At 69.7% G+C, this 15490-nt stretch carries 13 protein-coding genes; 10 read left to right on the forward strand and 3 right to left on the reverse strand.

Going from position 1 to position 15490, the window contains the following annotated elements:
- The first annotated feature begins 124 nt into the window (after positions 1–124).
- The 9 genes from arnB to ACZ5R1_RS00835 are packed head-to-tail and all read left to right on the forward strand — an operon-like array spanning position 125 to position 10598.
- Positions 125–1273 (forward strand): UDP-4-amino-4-deoxy-L-arabinose aminotransferase, encoded by a 1149-nt coding sequence (arnB, locus tag ACZ5R1_RS00795; RefSeq protein ID WP_139346900.1) that lies wholly within the window; start codon positions 125–127, stop codon positions 1271–1273.
- Positions 1270–2259: an undecaprenyl-phosphate 4-deoxy-4-formamido-L-arabinose transferase gene (arnC, locus tag ACZ5R1_RS00800; RefSeq protein WP_074583455.1), complete on the forward strand. Its 990-nt coding sequence runs from the start codon at positions 1270–1272 to the stop codon at positions 2257–2259. The genes arnB and arnC overlap by 4 nt, the downstream gene beginning before the upstream one ends.
- A gap of 14 nt (positions 2260–2273) precedes the next feature.
- On the forward strand, positions 2274–4253 hold the full coding sequence (arnA, locus tag ACZ5R1_RS00805) for a bifunctional UDP-4-amino-4-deoxy-L-arabinose formyltransferase/UDP-glucuronic acid oxidase ArnA (RefSeq protein WP_464712756.1): 1980 nt from the start codon (positions 2274–2276) through the stop codon (positions 4251–4253).
- Between the two features lie 11 nt (positions 4254–4264).
- Positions 4265–5146 carry a 4-deoxy-4-formamido-L-arabinose-phosphoundecaprenol deformylase gene (gene arnD / locus ACZ5R1_RS00810; RefSeq protein WP_042135449.1) on the forward strand — a complete coding sequence of 294 codons (882 nt, stop codon included), beginning with the start codon at positions 4265–4267 and terminating at the stop codon, positions 5144–5146.
- Positions 5143–6786, forward strand: coding sequence for a lipid IV(A) 4-amino-4-deoxy-L-arabinosyltransferase (arnT, locus tag ACZ5R1_RS00815; protein WP_255211813.1), 1644 nt, complete (start codon positions 5143–5145; stop codon positions 6784–6786). The genes arnD and arnT overlap by 4 nt, the downstream gene beginning before the upstream one ends.
- Positions 6783–7124, forward strand: coding sequence for an EamA family transporter (locus ACZ5R1_RS00820; RefSeq protein ID WP_007161489.1), 342 nt, complete (start codon positions 6783–6785; stop codon positions 7122–7124). Before arnT ends, ACZ5R1_RS00820 begins: the two co-directional genes overlap by 4 nt.
- On the forward strand, positions 7121–7522 hold the full coding sequence (gene arnF / locus ACZ5R1_RS00825; RefSeq protein ID WP_042135171.1) for a 4-amino-4-deoxy-L-arabinose-phosphoundecaprenol flippase subunit ArnF: 402 nt from the start codon (positions 7121–7123) through the stop codon (positions 7520–7522). Before ACZ5R1_RS00820 ends, arnF begins: the two co-directional genes overlap by 4 nt.
- On the forward strand, positions 7519–8916 hold the full coding sequence (locus ACZ5R1_RS00830; RefSeq protein WP_027598081.1) for a UDP-glucose dehydrogenase family protein: 1398 nt from the start codon (positions 7519–7521) through the stop codon (positions 8914–8916). Before arnF ends, ACZ5R1_RS00830 begins: the two co-directional genes overlap by 4 nt.
- Positions 8916–10598 carry a glycosyltransferase family 39 protein gene (locus ACZ5R1_RS00835; RefSeq protein ID WP_042135174.1) on the forward strand — a complete coding sequence of 561 codons (1683 nt, stop codon included), beginning with the start codon at positions 8916–8918 and terminating at the stop codon, positions 10596–10598. Before ACZ5R1_RS00830 ends, ACZ5R1_RS00835 begins: the two co-directional genes overlap by 1 nt.
- A 20-nt stretch (positions 10599–10618) precedes the next feature.
- On the opposite strand, the gene ACZ5R1_RS00840 is transcribed toward ACZ5R1_RS00835, so the two are convergent.
- The 3 genes from ACZ5R1_RS00840 to ACZ5R1_RS00850 all read right to left on the reverse strand — a co-directional run bounded on the left by ACZ5R1_RS00840 (position 10619) and on the right by ACZ5R1_RS00850 (position 14088).
- A complete protein-coding gene (locus ACZ5R1_RS00840; protein WP_042135175.1) occupies positions 10619–11485 on the reverse strand; it encodes an SMP-30/gluconolactonase/LRE family protein in 867 nt (288 codons plus the stop codon).
- 102 nt (positions 11486–11587) lie between these two features.
- Entirely contained in the window at positions 11588–12769 is a 1182-nt protein-coding gene (locus ACZ5R1_RS00845; protein ID WP_464712757.1) for a M20 aminoacylase family protein, read from the reverse strand.
- A gap of 11 nt (positions 12770–12780) precedes the next feature.
- On the reverse strand, positions 12781–14088 hold the full coding sequence (locus tag ACZ5R1_RS00850) for an MFS transporter (protein ID WP_464712758.1): 1308 nt from the start codon (positions 14086–14088) through the stop codon (positions 12781–12783).
- Positions 14089–14513: 425 nt separating this feature from the next.
- Between ACZ5R1_RS00850 and ACZ5R1_RS00855 the strand changes: the two genes are divergently transcribed.
- Positions 14514–15485 carry a PstS family phosphate ABC transporter substrate-binding protein gene (locus ACZ5R1_RS00855; protein WP_027598086.1) on the forward strand — a complete coding sequence of 324 codons (972 nt, stop codon included), beginning with the start codon at positions 14514–14516 and terminating at the stop codon, positions 15483–15485.
- Positions 15486–15490 lie beyond the last annotated feature (5 nt).

The following is a 15490-nucleotide window of genomic DNA, read 5'->3' on the forward strand; positions in this document are numbered from 1 at the left end:
CTAAGGGGGCCGTAAGGCAAGACGCCTTAGCCTGGGCTCATCGCGTCGGCTGTCCTGTTCCGGCGCCCCTCGCTTCGGATGAGCCGCCATGACCGATCTGTCCCAGAGCACCGCCCCGCGCCAGCTGGACGAGCCCTTCCTGCCGTTCTCCCGGCCCAGCATCGGCGCCGAGGAAGTGGCCGCGGTGAGCCAGGTGCTGACCTCGGGCTGGATCACCACCGGGCCCCAGGCCAACCTGCTGGAAGAGCGCTTCGCCGATTCGGTGGGCGCCGCCCATGCCGTGGCCCTGTGCTCGGCCACCGCCGCCATGCACGTGACCCTGCTGGCGCTGGACATCGGCCCAGGCGACGAGGTGATCACCCCCTCGCTGACCTGGGTCTCCACCGCCAACATGATCACCCTGATCGGCGCCACCCCGGTGTTCGTCGACGTCGACCGCGACACCCTGATGGTCTCCGCCGAGCAGGTGGCCGCCGCCATCACCCCGCGCACCAAGGCCATCGTGCCGGTGCACTACGCCGGCGCCAGTTGCGACCTGGCTCCGCTGCGCGCCCTGGCCCGCGAGCACGGCGTGGCGCTGATCGAAGACGCCGCCCACGCCGCCGGCACCCGATACCAGGGCGAGCCCATCGGCCAGCGCGGCACCGCCATCTTCAGCTTTCACGCCATCAAGAACCTGACCTGCGCCGAGGGCGGCATGCTGGTGACCGACGACGCCACCCTGGCCGAGCGGGTGCGCCGGCTGAAATTCCACGGCCTGGCGGTGGATGCCTTCGACCGCCAGACCCTGGGTCGCAAGCCCCAGGCCCAGGTGCAGGAGCCCGGCTTCAAGTACAACCTCTCGGACATCCACGCCGCCCTGGCCCTGGTGCAGCTGGATCGCCTGGGCGACATCAACAGCCGTCGCCGGCTGCTGGCCCAGGCCTACACCCAGCGCCTGGCCCAGCTGCCGGTCGCGCCCCTGGCGCTGCCCGACTACGCCCAGACCCACGCCTGGCACCTCTACATCCTGCGCATCTGCCCCGAGCGTTGCGGCCTGGAGCGCGAAGCCTTCATGGCCGGCCTCAAGGCGCGCGGCATCGGCACCGGCATCCATTTCACCGCCACCCACCTGCATCCCTGGTACCGCGAGCGCTGGCCCGAGCTGGCGCTGCCCAACAGCGAATGGAATTCGGCACGGCTGTGCTCCATCCCGCTGTTTCCCGACATGACCCTCGCCGACGTCGACCGCGTGGTCGGCGCCATCGAAGACCTGCTGGAGAAAGGCGCATGAAGCCCTATGCCATCGACCGGGTATCCGTGGTGATCCCCGTCTACAACGAAGAAGCCAGCCTGCCGGAACTCTTGCGCCGCACCCGCGCCGCCTGCCGCCTGCTGGATTGCCAGGTGGAGATCATCCTGGTCGACGACGGCAGTCGCGACCGCAGCGCCGAGATCCTGCAGCGGGTTGCCAGCGAGCCGGACAGCCCAGTCGTGGCGGTGCTGCTCAATCGCAACTACGGCCAGCACTCGGCGATCCTCGCCGGCTTCGAGCAGGCGCGGGGCGATCTGATCATCACCCTGGACGCCGACCTGCAGAATCCGCCGGAAGAGATCCCGCGCCTGGTGCACACCGCCGCCCAGGGCTACGACGTGGTCGGCACCGTGCGCCAGCAGCGCCAGGATTCCTACCTGCGCACCCTGCCGTCGCGGCTGATCAACCGCGCCGTGCAGCGCTCCACCGGCGTCGCCATGCGCGACTACGGCTGCATGCTGCGCGCCTATCGCCGCCAGGTGGTGCAGTCGATGCTGGCCTGCCACGAGCGCAGCACCTTCATCCCGATCCTGGCCAACAGCTTCGCCCGCCACACCACCGAGATCGAGGTGGCCCACGCCGAGCGCGAACACGGGGATTCCAAGTACGGCTTCCTCAAGCTGATCAACCTGATGTTCGACCTGCTGACCTGCATGACCACCACCCCGCTGCGCATGCTCAGCCTGTTCGGCGGCGGCCTGGCGGTCTTCGGCTTCCTCTTCGCCGCGCTGCTGCTGGTGCTGCGCGTCACCCACGGCGCCGAGTGGGCGGCCGATGGCGTGTTCTCGCTGTTCGCCGTGCTGTTCATCTTTACCGGCGCCCAGTTCGTCGGCCTCGGTCTGCTCGGCGAGTACCTCGGCCGGGTGTACCACGACGTCCGTGCCCGGCCCCGGTTCCACGTGGAACAAGTGATCCGCGCCGCCACCCTTTCTCCTTCGCCGGCGCCGCTGCGCCAGGTCCAGTAACAGGAAAGCCCCTGATGAAAACCGCCATCGTCTTCGCCTACCACGACATCGGCTGCGCCGGCCTCACCGCGCTGATCCAGGCCGGCTATCCCATCGCCGCCGTCTTCACCCACCCGGATGACCCGAGCGAAAACCGCTTCTTCGGTTCGGTGGCCCAGCTTTGCGCCCGCCACGGCATCCCGGTGCACGCGCCGGAAGACGTCAACCACCCGATCTGGGTCGAGCGCATCCGCGCCCTGGAACCGGATTTCATCTTCTCCTTCTATTACCGCAACCTGCTGTCGGGCGACGTCCTGGCCTGCGCCAAGCGCGGCGCCTACAACCTCCACGGTTCGCTGCTGCCGCGCTATCGCGGTCGCGCCCCGGCCAACTGGGTGCTGGTCAACGGCGAGACCGAGACCGGCGTGACCCTGCACCGCATGGTCAAGCGCGCCGACGCCGGCGCCATCGTCGCCCAGCAGCGCGTCGCCATCGCCGCCGACGACACCGCCCTGACCCTGCACGCCAAGCTGCGCGAAGCCAGCCAGACGCTCCTGCGCGACAGCCTGCCGGCCCTGGCCGAAGGCCGGCTGAGCGAGCGCGAGCAGGACGAAAGCCAGGCCACCACCTTTGGCCGGCGCAGCGCCGCCGATGGCGAGCTGGAGTGGAGTCGTCCGGCCGTGGAACTGGGCAACCTGGTGCGCGCCGTGACCCAACCCTATCCGGGCGCCTTCGGCTGGATCGGTGACCGCAAGCTGATCGTCTGGAGCGCCCAGGCCCGCCAGGAAAGCCATGGCCAGACCCCCGGCAGCGTGCTGAGCCTGGAGCCGCTGCGCATCGCCTGTGGCGAGGGCGTCCTGGAAATCCAGGCCGGCCAGCTGGGCGACAACGGCCTCTATCTGTCCGGTCCGCAACTGGCCCGCGAAGCCGGCCTCGTGGCCGGTGCCCGCCTGCATCGCCAGGATCGCCGCGCCAAGCGCCGCACCCGGGTGCTGATCCTGGGCGTCAACGGCTTCATCGGCAACCACCTCTCCGAGCGCCTGCTGGCCGACGGCGAGTACGAGGTCTATGGCCTCGATATCGGCTCCGATGCCATCGAGCGGCTCAAGGCCAATCCGAATTTCCACTATGTGGAAGGCGACATCTCCATCCACACCGAGTGGCTGGAATACCACATCAAGAAGTGCGACGTGGTGCTGCCGCTGGTGGCCATCGCCACCCCCATCGAATACACCCGCAATCCGCTGCGCGTGTTCGAACTGGACTTCGAGGAAAACCTCAAGATCGTTCGCCACTGCGTGAAATACGGCAAGCGCGTGATCTTCCCGTCCACCTCCGAGGTGTACGGCATGTGCCAGGACGAGCGCTTCGACGAAGACCGCTCCAACCTGGTGGTCGGCCCGATCAACAAGCAGCGCTGGATCTACTCGGTCTCCAAGCAGCTGCTCGACCGGGTCATCTGGGCCTATGGCGCCAAGGGCCTGAAATTCACCCTGTTCCGTCCGTTCAACTGGATGGGCCCGCGCCTGGATCGTCTGGACTCGGCGCGCATCGGCAGCTCCCGCGCCATCACCCAGCTGATCCTCAACCTGGTGGAAGGCACCCCGATCAAGCTGGTCGACGGGGGCGCCCAGAAGCGCTGCTTCACCGACGTCGACGACGGCATCGAGGCGCTGTTCCGCATCATCGAGAACAGGGGCGGTCGCTGCGACGGCCAGATCGTCAACATCGGCAACCCGGACAACGAAGCGAGCATCCGCGAACTGGCCGAAGAGCTGCTGGCGCAGTTCGAGGCCCATCCGCTGCGCCACGAATTCCCGCCCTTCGCCGGCTTCCGCGAGGTGGAGAGCAAGAGCTTCTACGGCGACGGCTACCAGGACGTGGCCCACCGCAAGCCCAGCGTGGAAAACGCCCGTCGCCTGATCGACTGGCAGCCGACCACCGCCATGGCCGCCACCGTCGGCAAGACGCTGGACTTCTTCCTGCGCGAAGCCCTGGCGCAGCGGGAGGCCTGATGAACACCCTGATCCCGGCCAGCCTGCGCATCGACGTGGACACCTATCGCGGCACCCGCGAAGGGGTACCGCGGCTGCTCGACCTGCTGGACGAGGCCGGGGTCAAGGCCACCTTCTTCTTCAGCGTCGGACCGGACAACATGGGGCGCCACCTCTGGCGCCTGGTGAAGCCCACCTTCCTGTGGAAGATGCTGAGGTCCAAGGCCGCCAGCCTCTATGGCTGGGACATCCTGCTGGCCGGCACCGCCTGGCCGGGTCGGCCCATCGGTCGCGACCTCGGTCACCTGATGCGCGAGACCCGCGCCCGCGGCCACGAGGTCGGCTTGCACGCCTGGGATCACCACGCCTGGCAGGCCCATACCGGCAGCTGGAGCCTGGAGCGTCTAGGTCAGGAATTCGGCCGTGGCCTGCAGGCCCTGGAAGACATCCTCGGCGCCAGGGTCGACTGCTCCGCCGCCGCCGGCTGGCGCGCCGATCCGCGCGTGGTGCTGGCCAAGGAGGCCTTCGGCCTCCGCTACAACAGCGATTGCCGCGGCAGTGCGCTGTTTCGTCCGCGGCTGGGCAATGGCAGTCACGGCACCCCCCAGGTGCCGGTGGACATGCCGACCTTCGACGAGGTGGTCGGCCCGGAGCTGGCCGCCGGTGACTGGAACGGCTATCTGCTCAAGCGCTTCCGTCCGGGGGCGCTCAACGTCTACACCCTGCACGCCGAGGTGGAAGGCATTGCCTTCGCCAATGACTTCCGCGCCCTGCTCAAGGCCGCGCGGGAGCAGGGCATCCTGTTCCTGACCCTGGGCGATCGCCTGCCGGCCGATCCGCGCCAGTTGCCCGCGGGCAATCTGGTGCGTGGCAGCCTGGCCGGCCGCCAGGGCTGGCTGGGCGTGCAGGCATGAGTCGGCGTCGCCTGTGGATGCTGCTGCCGCTGGCGCTGCTGGCCTATGCCCTGCCGCTGGCCTGGCGCGGCCTGTGGATTCCGGACGAGTCGCGCTATGCGCAGATCGCCCAGGAACTCTGGCGGCGTGGCGACTGGGTGGTGCCGCACTTCCTCGGCCTGCCCTATTTCGAGAAACCCATCGGCGGCTACTGGACCCAGGCCATCGCCCAGGCCTGGCTCGGTGACTCGCTGTTCAGCGTGCGCCTGGTGCCACTGCTGGCCAGCCTGGCCACCGCCGCCCTGGTGGTGCGCCTGACCCGGCTGATCTGGCAGGACCGCCCGCTGGCGCTGCTCGCCGGGGTGGTCTATCTCTCCTGCGTGGCCGTGGCGGGGCTGGCCACCTACGTGACCCTCGACGCCCAGTTCGCCTTCTGGATGGCCCTGGCGCTGCTCGCCCTCTGGCAGGCCCAGGCCGCCGAGACCCGCGGCGCGGCCCTGGTGCAATGGGCGCTGCTGGGGCTGGCCTGTGGCTGCGGCCTGCTGACCAAGGGCTTTCTCGCCCTGGTGCTGCCGGTGCTGGTGGCCGTGCCCTTCTTCCTCCTGCAGCGGCGCCTGGGCGAGTTGCTCTGCCGCGGTCCCCTGGCTGTGCTGGTGGCGATCCTGGTGGTGGCCCCCTGGGCGCTGCTGGTGGCCCGGCGCGATGCGGATTTCTGGAATTTTTTCTTCTGGCACGAGCACATCCAGCGTTTCGCCGGCCAGGATGCCCAGCACGAGCGGCCGTTCTGGTTCTATGGCCCGGTGCTGCTGCTGGCCATCCTGCCCTGGGCCGGCCTCCTGCCGCGTACCCTGGGCCAGCTCTGGCAGGACCGGCGTCACCGCGGCACCGCCTTCCTCGGCATCGCCGTGGTCGGCCAGCTGCTGTTCTTCAGCCTCAGCCGCGGCAAGCTGCCGACCTACCTGCTGCCGACCCTGGCCGCCCTGGTGCCGCTGCTGGCGCGCACCCTGCAGGAGGCGGGCCGGCGCGGCGCCACCGGTGCCCTGCGGCTGAACGGCCTGTGCAATCTGCTGCTGGGCCTGGCCGGCCTTGCCGCCCTGCTGATCTATGGCGGTCGCCTCTATGAAAGCGGCGAAGGCCTGACCCGCGCCCTGGCCCTGCTGGCGCCCCTGGCGCTGCTGCTGGCCGGCTTGGCCGCGCTGGTCTGGCCGCGGCGCACCCTGCTGGCGCCGGCCCTGGCGCTCTGGGTGCTGCTGCCGCTGCTGTCCATCGCCCTGCCCAACGGCCTGGTCGACAACAAGCTGCCGAGCACCTTCATCCAGGCCCAGCTCGGCCACTTCAAGAATGCCGGCCTGCTGGTCAGCAACGACCTCGGCGTGGCCGCCAGCCTGGCCTGGGCCACCCACCGCGATGACGTGGTGCTGGTGGGCGGTCCGGGCGAACTCAAGTACGGCTTCGCCCGCGAGCCGGCCAGCGGCCGGCTGATCGAAGAGCGCGACCTGGCCGCCTGGCTCGCCGCCCATCGCGACCAGGGTCCGGTGGCCATCCTCTTGCGGGTCGACGGCCCCAGCGATCGCCAGCTGCTCGACAGTCTGCCCGAGCCGGGCGAGAGCATCGCCAGCGAGCGCCTGGTGCTGCTGGTCTATCCGAGGCCGACGCCATGACCGCCCTCGACGGCCTGCTGATCGCCGTGGTGATCGGCCTCACCAGCGCCGGCCAACTGGGCCAGAAGCGCGCGGTAGCCGCCGGTAATGCGCTGGCCGCACGCCTGCGGTCGCCCTGGTTGTGGGGCGCCCTGGTCTGCCTGGGCCTGGCCCTGCTGGTCTGGTGCGCGGTGCTGCAGCGGGTGCCGGTGGGCGTCGCCTATCCCTTGCTCTCGCTCAACACCCTGGCGGTGACCCTGCTGGCGCGCCTGGTGTTCGGCGAGGTGGTGGACGCCCGCGCCTGGTGTGGCTGCCTGTGCATCGTCGCCGGCGCCGCGCTGCTGGGTGGCCAGCTATGAACGGCCTGCTGCCCCTCGGCCTGAGCATCCTGCTCACCACCCTGGCGCAACTCGCCCTGCGCGCGGCGCTGGTGCGGCTGCCGGCCATGGCCAGCTGGGTCGGCGCGCCCGAGTCGCTGCTGAGTACGGCCGGGCTGCTGCTGGCCCTGGGCATCTTCTGCTACGGCCTGTCGCTGCTGGCCTGGCTGGCCGCCCTGGCGCGCCTGCCGCTGGGTCGCGCCTATGCGGCGCTCGGCCTCTCCTACGTCTTCGTCCACCTCGGCGCGGCCTGGCTGCCAGGCGCCGCCGAATCCTTCACCCCCTGGAAAACCCTGGGCGTCGCGCTGGTCGTGGCCGGTGTCGCCCTTGTCGGCGGGCCCCGCGCCAGCGCCGCTCCCACCCTGAGGAATACCCTATGAACATCAGCGTTTTCGGCATCGGCTACGTGGGTCTGGTGCAGGCCGCCGTGCTGGCGGAAGTCGGCCACCAGGTGGTGTGCATGGACATCGACCGCGCCAAGATCGACAAGCTCAAGCGCGGCGAGGTGACCCTCTATGAGCCGGGTCTGGAAGAGCTGGTGCGCAGCAACCTGGCCGCCGGCCGCCTGGTGTTCACCCATGAGGCCGCCGAAGCCGTGGCCCATGGCGCCGTGCAGTTCATCGCCGTCGGCACCCCGCCGGCCGCCGATGGCTCGGCCGATCTGTCCGCCGTCTTCGCCGTGGCCGAGACCATCGCCCGCCTGCGCCGCGAGCCGCTGATCGGCCAGCCGGTCTCCCGCGATCCGCTGCTGGTGGTGAACAAGTCCACCGTGCCGGTGGGCACCGGCGACCGCGTCCGCGCCCTGATCCACGAGGTGCTCGCCGAAGAGGGCCGCACCCTGCACGTGGAGGTGGTCTCCAACCCGGAATTCCTCAAGGAAGGCGCCGCCATCGCCGACTGCAAGAAGCCCGATCGCATCGTGGTGGGCACCGACTCGCCGGTGGCCCGCGACGTGATGCGCGAACTCTATGCACCCTTCAACCGCAACCATGACCGCATCCAGTGCATGGACCTGCGCAGCGCCGAGCTGGCCAAGTACGCCGCCAACAGCCTGCTGGCGGTCAAGATCAGCTTCATCAACCAGATCGCCGAACTGGCCGAGCACGTCGGCGCCGACATCGAGGCGGTGCGCCAGGCCATCGGCGCCGATCCGCGCATCGGTCACCACTTCATCTACCCGGGTTGCGGCTACGGCGGCTCCTGCTTCCCCAAGGACCTGCAGGCGCTGATCCGCACCGGCGAGGAAAACGCCGTGGAGCTGGATCTGCTGCGCGCCGTGGAAGCCATCAACGTGCGCCAGAAGACCAAGCTGTTCGAGCGCATCAACACCTACTTCGACGGTGACCTGCGCGGCCGTACCTTCGCCCTCTGGGGGCTGGCCTTCAAACCCAACACCGACGACATGCGCGATGCGCCCAGCCGGGTGCTGATGGAGGCCCTCTGGGCGGCCGGCGCCAAGGTGCGCGCCTTCGACCCGGTGGCCATGGCCGAGGCCCAGCGCCTCTATGGCCACGACGAGCGCCTGGCGCTGATGGGCACCCCCGAGGCCGCCCTGGCCGGCGCCGATGCCCTGGTCATCTGCACCGAGTGGCAGCAGTTCAAGGCGCCGGACTTCGATCTGATCGCCCGCCAGCTCAATCAGCCGCTGATCTTCGACGGGCGCAACCTGTTCGATCCCGAGCGCATGGAGCGTCGCGGCATCGAGTACTTCGCCATCGGCCGTGGCGCCGCCCTGGGCGGTCCCCAGGTCACCCGCCGTGTGGACGCCGCCTGATGGTCTCGCCCATGCCCCTGACCCCACGCAGCGCGCCCCTGGCCGCGCTGCCGGCGGCCAGTCGCCTGCGCCGCGAAAGCCTGCTGCTCGGGGTGATCGCCACCCTGATGTTCACCCTCGGCATCTGGAACCAGGCGCCCCAGGGCTTCGACGGTCGCTGGGCGGTCTTTCTCGGCGAGATGTTTCGCCATGGCCCGTCCTTTTTCGCCACCACCTACGGCCAGCCCTATCCGGACTATCCCGGCACCGCCACCTGGCTGAGCTGGCTGGCCGCGCGGGTGATCGGCGCGCCCAATCACCTGGCCAACGTGCTGCCCACCGCCCTGGCCTCGGCCGCGGTGCTGGCGCTGACCTATCGCCTGCTGGCCGATACCCGCCGCGCCTGGGCGCTGCTCACGGTGCTGCTGGTGGCCCTGACCCCGCAGTGGCTGGAAAAGGCCCGCGCGGTCTGCCTGGATCAGCTGGTCGCCCTGGTGGTGCTGCTCTGCTTCTACCTGCTCTACAGCGCCGACCGTGACGGTCGCCCGCTGCGCCGCCTGCTGGTGCTGCCGCTGTTCGCCCTGGGCTTCGCCATCCGTGGTCCGCTGGGCCTCATCGAGCCCTGCGGCGTGGTCTGCCTCTACTGGCTGGTGGTGGCCTGGGGCGAACCGGCCCGGCGCACCCTCGCCCTGCAACGCCTGTTCGGCTACGGCCTGGCCGGTCTGGCGCTGCTCGCCCTCGGCTGGTGGACGCTGATCCAGCTCGCCCACCACGAGGGTGGGGCGGATTTCGCCGCCGAGGTCTGGCACATGCAGGTCACCGGCCGGCTGGACGAGAGCGGCAAGCCGTTCTGGTTCTATCTGCAGCTGGGGCTCTATCGCTATCTGCCGGTGCTGCCGCTGGCGCTGCTGGTGCTGGCGGCCGAGCGCCGCCGCCTGCTGGCCTGGCCGCACACCGCCCAGCGCCGGCTGCTGCTGGGGCTGGCCGGCAGCGGTCTGCTGATCCTGGTCGGGTTGTCCATCCCGCACTTCAAGCGCGCCTACTATGTGGTGCCCATGGTGCCCTTCCTGGCCGCCATCGCCGCCCATGGCCTCCTGCGCGCCGAGGGCTGGTTCCGCCGCATCGCGCCAGTCTACACCGCGCTGGTGCTGGCGCTGCCCGGGCTGGCGCTGGTGGCCATGCTGGTCTGTCGTCACCTCTGGCAGCGCCACGGCTACTGGCCGGATGTCTCCCTGGCGCTGCTGGTGCCGGCCTTCGTCCTGCTGCAGATCGCCGCCCTGGTCAGCTGGCGCCGGCTGGACGGCAGTCGCCGCCTGCTGACGCTGAGCGCCCTGGCGCTGGCCGCCCAGTGGCTGATGCTGGTCACGGTGGTGGAGCCGGCCCAGGACCTGCAGTACGACACCCGCGGCTTCGTCCAGCAGGTGGAAGGTCTGCGCCAGCAGCAGCCGGGTCCCCTGGTGTTCTTCGGCCTCGGCCAGGACAGCTGGGCGATCCGCTACATGATGAACCTGGACCACGACGAGCAGCCGATCTTCATCGCCCGGCCGCAGGTCGCGGACCTGGCCCACCTGCCGTCCGGCGCCTGGATCATCCTCGCCCGCGACGACCGCGAATTGCTGGCGGGCACCCCGCTGGCCGACCTCACCCCGGTGCTGGGGCGCCGCCTCAACGGCAATCCCTGCCTGGTGTATCGCCTGCCCTGAAGTCCCCGGAGCCGCTCGCCCTAGCGAGCGGCTCCGGCGTCTCGCGAGAATTCCAGGATGCGGTTGCGCCCCTGCTCGGCGACCAGGTAATGACCGTCGCCGCGCGGGATCAGGGTCTGCGCCGAGCGCAGGTGCGAGAGCACCGTGACCAGACGGCCATCGGGCTGCACCAGCAGCACCCGGGCGCCGTGGGTGGCGTCTTCGGTGATCCACAGGCCGTCGGCCGAACACTGCACGAAGCCCGGCGCGTCGAGACCCGCGGCGACCAGGGTATCGGTCCCTCCCGGCTGCCACTGCTTGACCCAGCCCTTGGCCTTTTCGGTATAGAACAGCCGGCCATCCGGGCAGCGGGCCACCCCTTCGCCTTCTTCCAGGCCGTCGCGCAGCACCGCCAGGCGACGCTGCAGCGGGTCGTAGCTGAGCAGGCGACCGCGGGGCAGGTCCTCGATGGCATAGAGGGTCTGGCCATCGGTGGCGACGCCCTCGACGTCGTTGCCGTCGAACAGGGCCTGGTGCTGGCCGTCGCGCAGGAGAAACACCGGCAGCGGTCCGCCTTCCTGGCTGACCACCAGGCCGCCCTGGAACATCACCAGGCCATCCGGCTTGGACAGCTCGCCCAATACCGGCTGGCGCTCGCCATTGGGCAGCAGCCGCAGCAGGCTGCCGCGGCGACTGGAAAATTCCTGGGTCACGAACAGGCTGCCATCGGCGTCCAGGGCCAGGGCGCTGACCATGGGGATGTCGGCGGCGACTTCCCGGTAGCGCCAGCCCTCGGCCGCACTGACCGGATGGAAATGCCGCCAGGCCGGATAGGCGAAGCCGGCGGCCAGCACGGCGACGCCCAGCGCCAGACCCTGGCGCCAGCCCAGGCGCGGAACACGACGCATGGCGATCTCTCTGTGGCAGAACGATGACCGGGCAGTCTAGCGGCCCGCGCGTGAAGAATCCGTCGCCGGCACCCCAGGTGAGGGGGCCGGCGGGGCGGGGCCTCAGGCGGTGAGGAAGGCCTCGGTCAGCTTGACCCAGTAGCGCGCGCCCACCGGCAGCAGGGCGTCGTTGAAGTCGTAGGCCGGGTTGTGCAGGTTGGCGCTGGGCCCGTTGCCGACGAACAGGTAGCAACCGGGCACCTGCTGCAGCATGTAGGCGAAGTCCTCGCTGGCCGGGATGGGCGCGAAGGGGTGCAGGGCCTCGGCGCCAAAGTGCTCGAACGCCACCTGGCGGGCGAAGGCGGTGGGGCCGTCGTGGTTGACCAGCACCGGATAACCCCGCTGATAGTCCAGCTCGGCGGTGGCGCCGAAGCTTTCCGCCTGGGCGCGCACCAGGGCGCCGATGCGCTGCTCCAGCAGGTCGCGGGTGCTGTCCTGGAAGGCGCGGATGGTGAGCTTCATCTCCACCGCATCGGGAATGACGTTGGAGGCCTCGCCGCCGTGGATGCTGCCCACGGTGATCACCGCGGTGTCCAGCGGCGCCACGTTGCGCGAGACCACGGTCTGCAGCGCCATCACCGTGGCCGCGCTGGCGACGATGGGATCGACCGCCTTGTCCGGTACCGCGCCGTGGCCGCCCTGGCCGCGGATGCGCAGGAGGGCGGTGTCGGACGAGGCCATGGCGGCGCCGTCGACGAAGCAGAACTTGCCGGTGGGCACGCCGGGCATGTTGTGCAGGCCGAACACCTGGTCGCAGGGAAACAGCTCGAAGAGGCCGTCCTGCATCATCTTCAGGGCGCCGCCCAGGCCTTCCTCGGCCGGCTGGAAGATCAGGTGCAGGGTGCCGTCGAAGGCGCGGGTCTCGGCCAGGCAGCGGGCGGCGGTGAGCAGGGTGGTGGTATGGCCGTCGTGACCGCAGGCGTGCATGCGGCCCGGGTGCTGGCTGGCGTAGTCGAGGCCGGTGGTCTCCAGGATCGGCAGGGCGTCCATGTCGGCGCGGATACCCAGCACCTTGCTGCCGCTGCCGGCGCGCAGGGTGCCGACCACCCCGGTGCCGCCCAGGCCGCGATGGACCTCGTAGCCCCAGCCGGCGAGGGCGGCGGCCACCAGGTCGCTGGTGCGCTGTTCCTGGTAACCCAGTTCGGGATGGCGGTGGATGTCGCGGCGCAGGGCGACCATGTCCGGCAGGTAGCCGGCAATATGACGGGCGGTGGCGTCTTGATCCGCAGCGGTGGCAAGGCTCATGGCGATCTCTCTCAATCCAGGTGGCGTTCGGGATAGCTCAGCAGTGCCAGCCATCCTATCAGCAGCATGCCGATCAGGTACCAGGCCGGGGCGAGCGGGCTGCCGGTGGCGCCGATCAGCCAGGTGGCGATGAACTGGGCGGTGCCGCCGAACAGGGTCACCGCCAGGGCGTAGGTCATGGCGAGGCCGGTGGCGCGCACCGGCCGCGGCAGGCCGGCGAGGATCAGCAGCAGTCCGGCGGTCATGTTGACGCTCATGGCGGTGATCACCACGAAGCGGGCGGCAAAGGCCAGGCCCTGGGTGGTGGGATCGTTCAGCCAGACGAAGGCCGGGTAGATGCCCAGCAGGGCCACCGCCAGGCTGACTAGGGCCACCGGCTTGTAGCGACCGAAGCGATCCAGCAGCAGCCCGGCGGCCAGGGCGGCGGCCATCTGCACGGCGCTGGAGGCCACCCCGGCCAGGTAGGCGCTGGTGGCCGGCAGGCCGACGATGCGGGTCATGTAGGTGGGCATGTAGAACTGCATCAGATAGGTCAGCAGGGTCGCCGACATCACGATCAGCAAGCCCAGGCCGAAGCGCCGCGGATGCTCGCGCAGAAAGGCGCGCACCGGGCCGCCCTCGACCGTGCCGGCGCCGCTCCAGGTCTCGTCCACCTGGCGGCGGATATAGAGGCCGACCGGGATGATGAGCAAGCCGACCAGGAAGGGGATGCGCCAGCCCCAGGCATGCAGCTCGGCCTCGGACAGGCTGCGGGTGAGCAGGGCGCCCAGACCGGCGCCGAGCAGGGCGCTGCCGCCCTGGCTGATCACCTGCCAGCTGACATGGAAGCCGCGCCGGCCGGGGCTGGCCGATTCCAGCAGCAGGGTGGTGGCGGCGCCGATCTCGCCGCCGGCGGAAAAGCCCTGCAGCAGGCGCCCCAGCAGCAGGATCAGCGGCGCGGCGATGCCGATCTGGGCGTGGGTCGGGGTGAAGGCGATCAGGGCGCTGCCCAGGCCCATCAGCGAAATGGTCAGCAGCATGGCCTGCTTGCGCCCGTGGCGGTCGGCATAGGCACCCAGCACCATGCTGCCCAGGGGGCGCATGACGAAGCCGACGCCAAAGACGCCAACCGCCATCAGCAGGGAGCCGTAGGGCGTATCCGAAGGGAAATACAGCTGGCCGATGATGGCGGCGAAAAAGCTGAAGACGGTGAAGTCGAACATCTCCAGGCCGTTGCCGAGACTGGCCGCGGCGATCAGCATGGCCCGCGAGGGCGTGGCGACCGTGCTGGCGGGGGCCACGTCGGCGCGGGAGGAGGACGTCGGAAGAGCCTGGGCCATGGTGCGTTCCTCTGCACTGAGATGAATGCTTAGCTATGCAAATGACGGTCCGGTCCGCGCGGGCCGCGTGCCTGGGCGGTCGTGGCGGGGCCGGAGACCGGGCGTGCGCCAGGGTGGTGCAGCGCCGGCCCTCTTGCAGCCTAGTCGAACCTGCCGCCTCGGCTGGCACTCGCTCATAAATCCGTCACAATGCGCGCCTAGGCTCTGTACGAAAAATGCCTGCGCTCGGTGATGCTGCGTTGAAAATCAGCTCGGAATGCTCATTTACCCCTCGTAAACTCGTTCGCGAGCTCGGTCCGCTTCCTCACTGATTTTCGCCTTGCCTGACCTTCGCTCGGCAATCTTTCGTACAGAGCCTCGAGTGCCGGCTTGCGCCTGAGCGTCGCCGGCCCAGGCCCGTCTCCCATCCCCGCGAGGAATCCGGCATGGACATCAAAGGTCCGCTGACCGCTGTGGCGCTCGCCCTGGCGCTCGGTGGCACGACCGCTCGAGCCGAGGGCGTCGACCCGGCCATCCCTGCTTACCAGAAGGTGAGCGGGATCTCCGGCAATCTGTCGAGCGTGGGCTCCGACACCCTGGCCAACCTGATGACCCTTTGGGCCGAGAGCTACAAGCGCGAGTATCCCAACCTCAATATCCAGATCCAGGCGGCCGGCTCGTCCACGGCGCCGCCGGCGCTCACCGAAGGCACCGCCGGCATCGGCCCCATGAGTCGCAAGATGAAGGACGCCGAGCTACAGGCCTTCGAGCAGCGCTTCGGCTACCCGCCCACCGCGGTGCCGGTGGCCATCGATGCCCTGGCGATCTTCGTCAACAAGGACAATCCGTTGCGCCAGCTGACCCTGGAGCAGGTCGACGCGATCTTTTCCAGCACCCGGCTCTGTGGCGGTCCGCACGAACTCAAGACCTGGGGCGACCTGGGCCTGACCGGCGACTGGGCCAGGCGGCCGATCCAGAGATTCGGCCGCAATTCGGTGTCGGGCACCTACGGCTACTTCAAGGAAGCGGCGCTGTGCCGTGGCGACTTCCGCGCCAACGTCAACGAACAGCCTGGCTCGGCCTCGGTGGTCCAGGCCATCAGCCAGTCCCTGGGGGGCATCGGCTACTCGGGCATCGGCTACCAGACCGCCAGCGTCCACACCCTGGCGCTGGCACGCCAGGGCACCACCGATTTCGTCGAGGACAACCAGGCGAACACCCTGTCCGGGCGCTATCCCCTGGCGCGCTATCTCTACGTCTATGTGAACAAGGCGCCCAATCGTCCGCTCAATCCCCTGGAGGGGGAATTCCTGCGGCTGATCCTCTCGCGCAGCGGCCAGGAAGCCGTGGTCAAGGACGGCTACATCCCCCTGCCGGCGGCGGTGGTGCAGCAGGCCCTGAAGACCCTGGGCTACTGAGCGCC

This window comes from Pseudomonas sp. Pso3 (genome assembly GCF_055393275.1).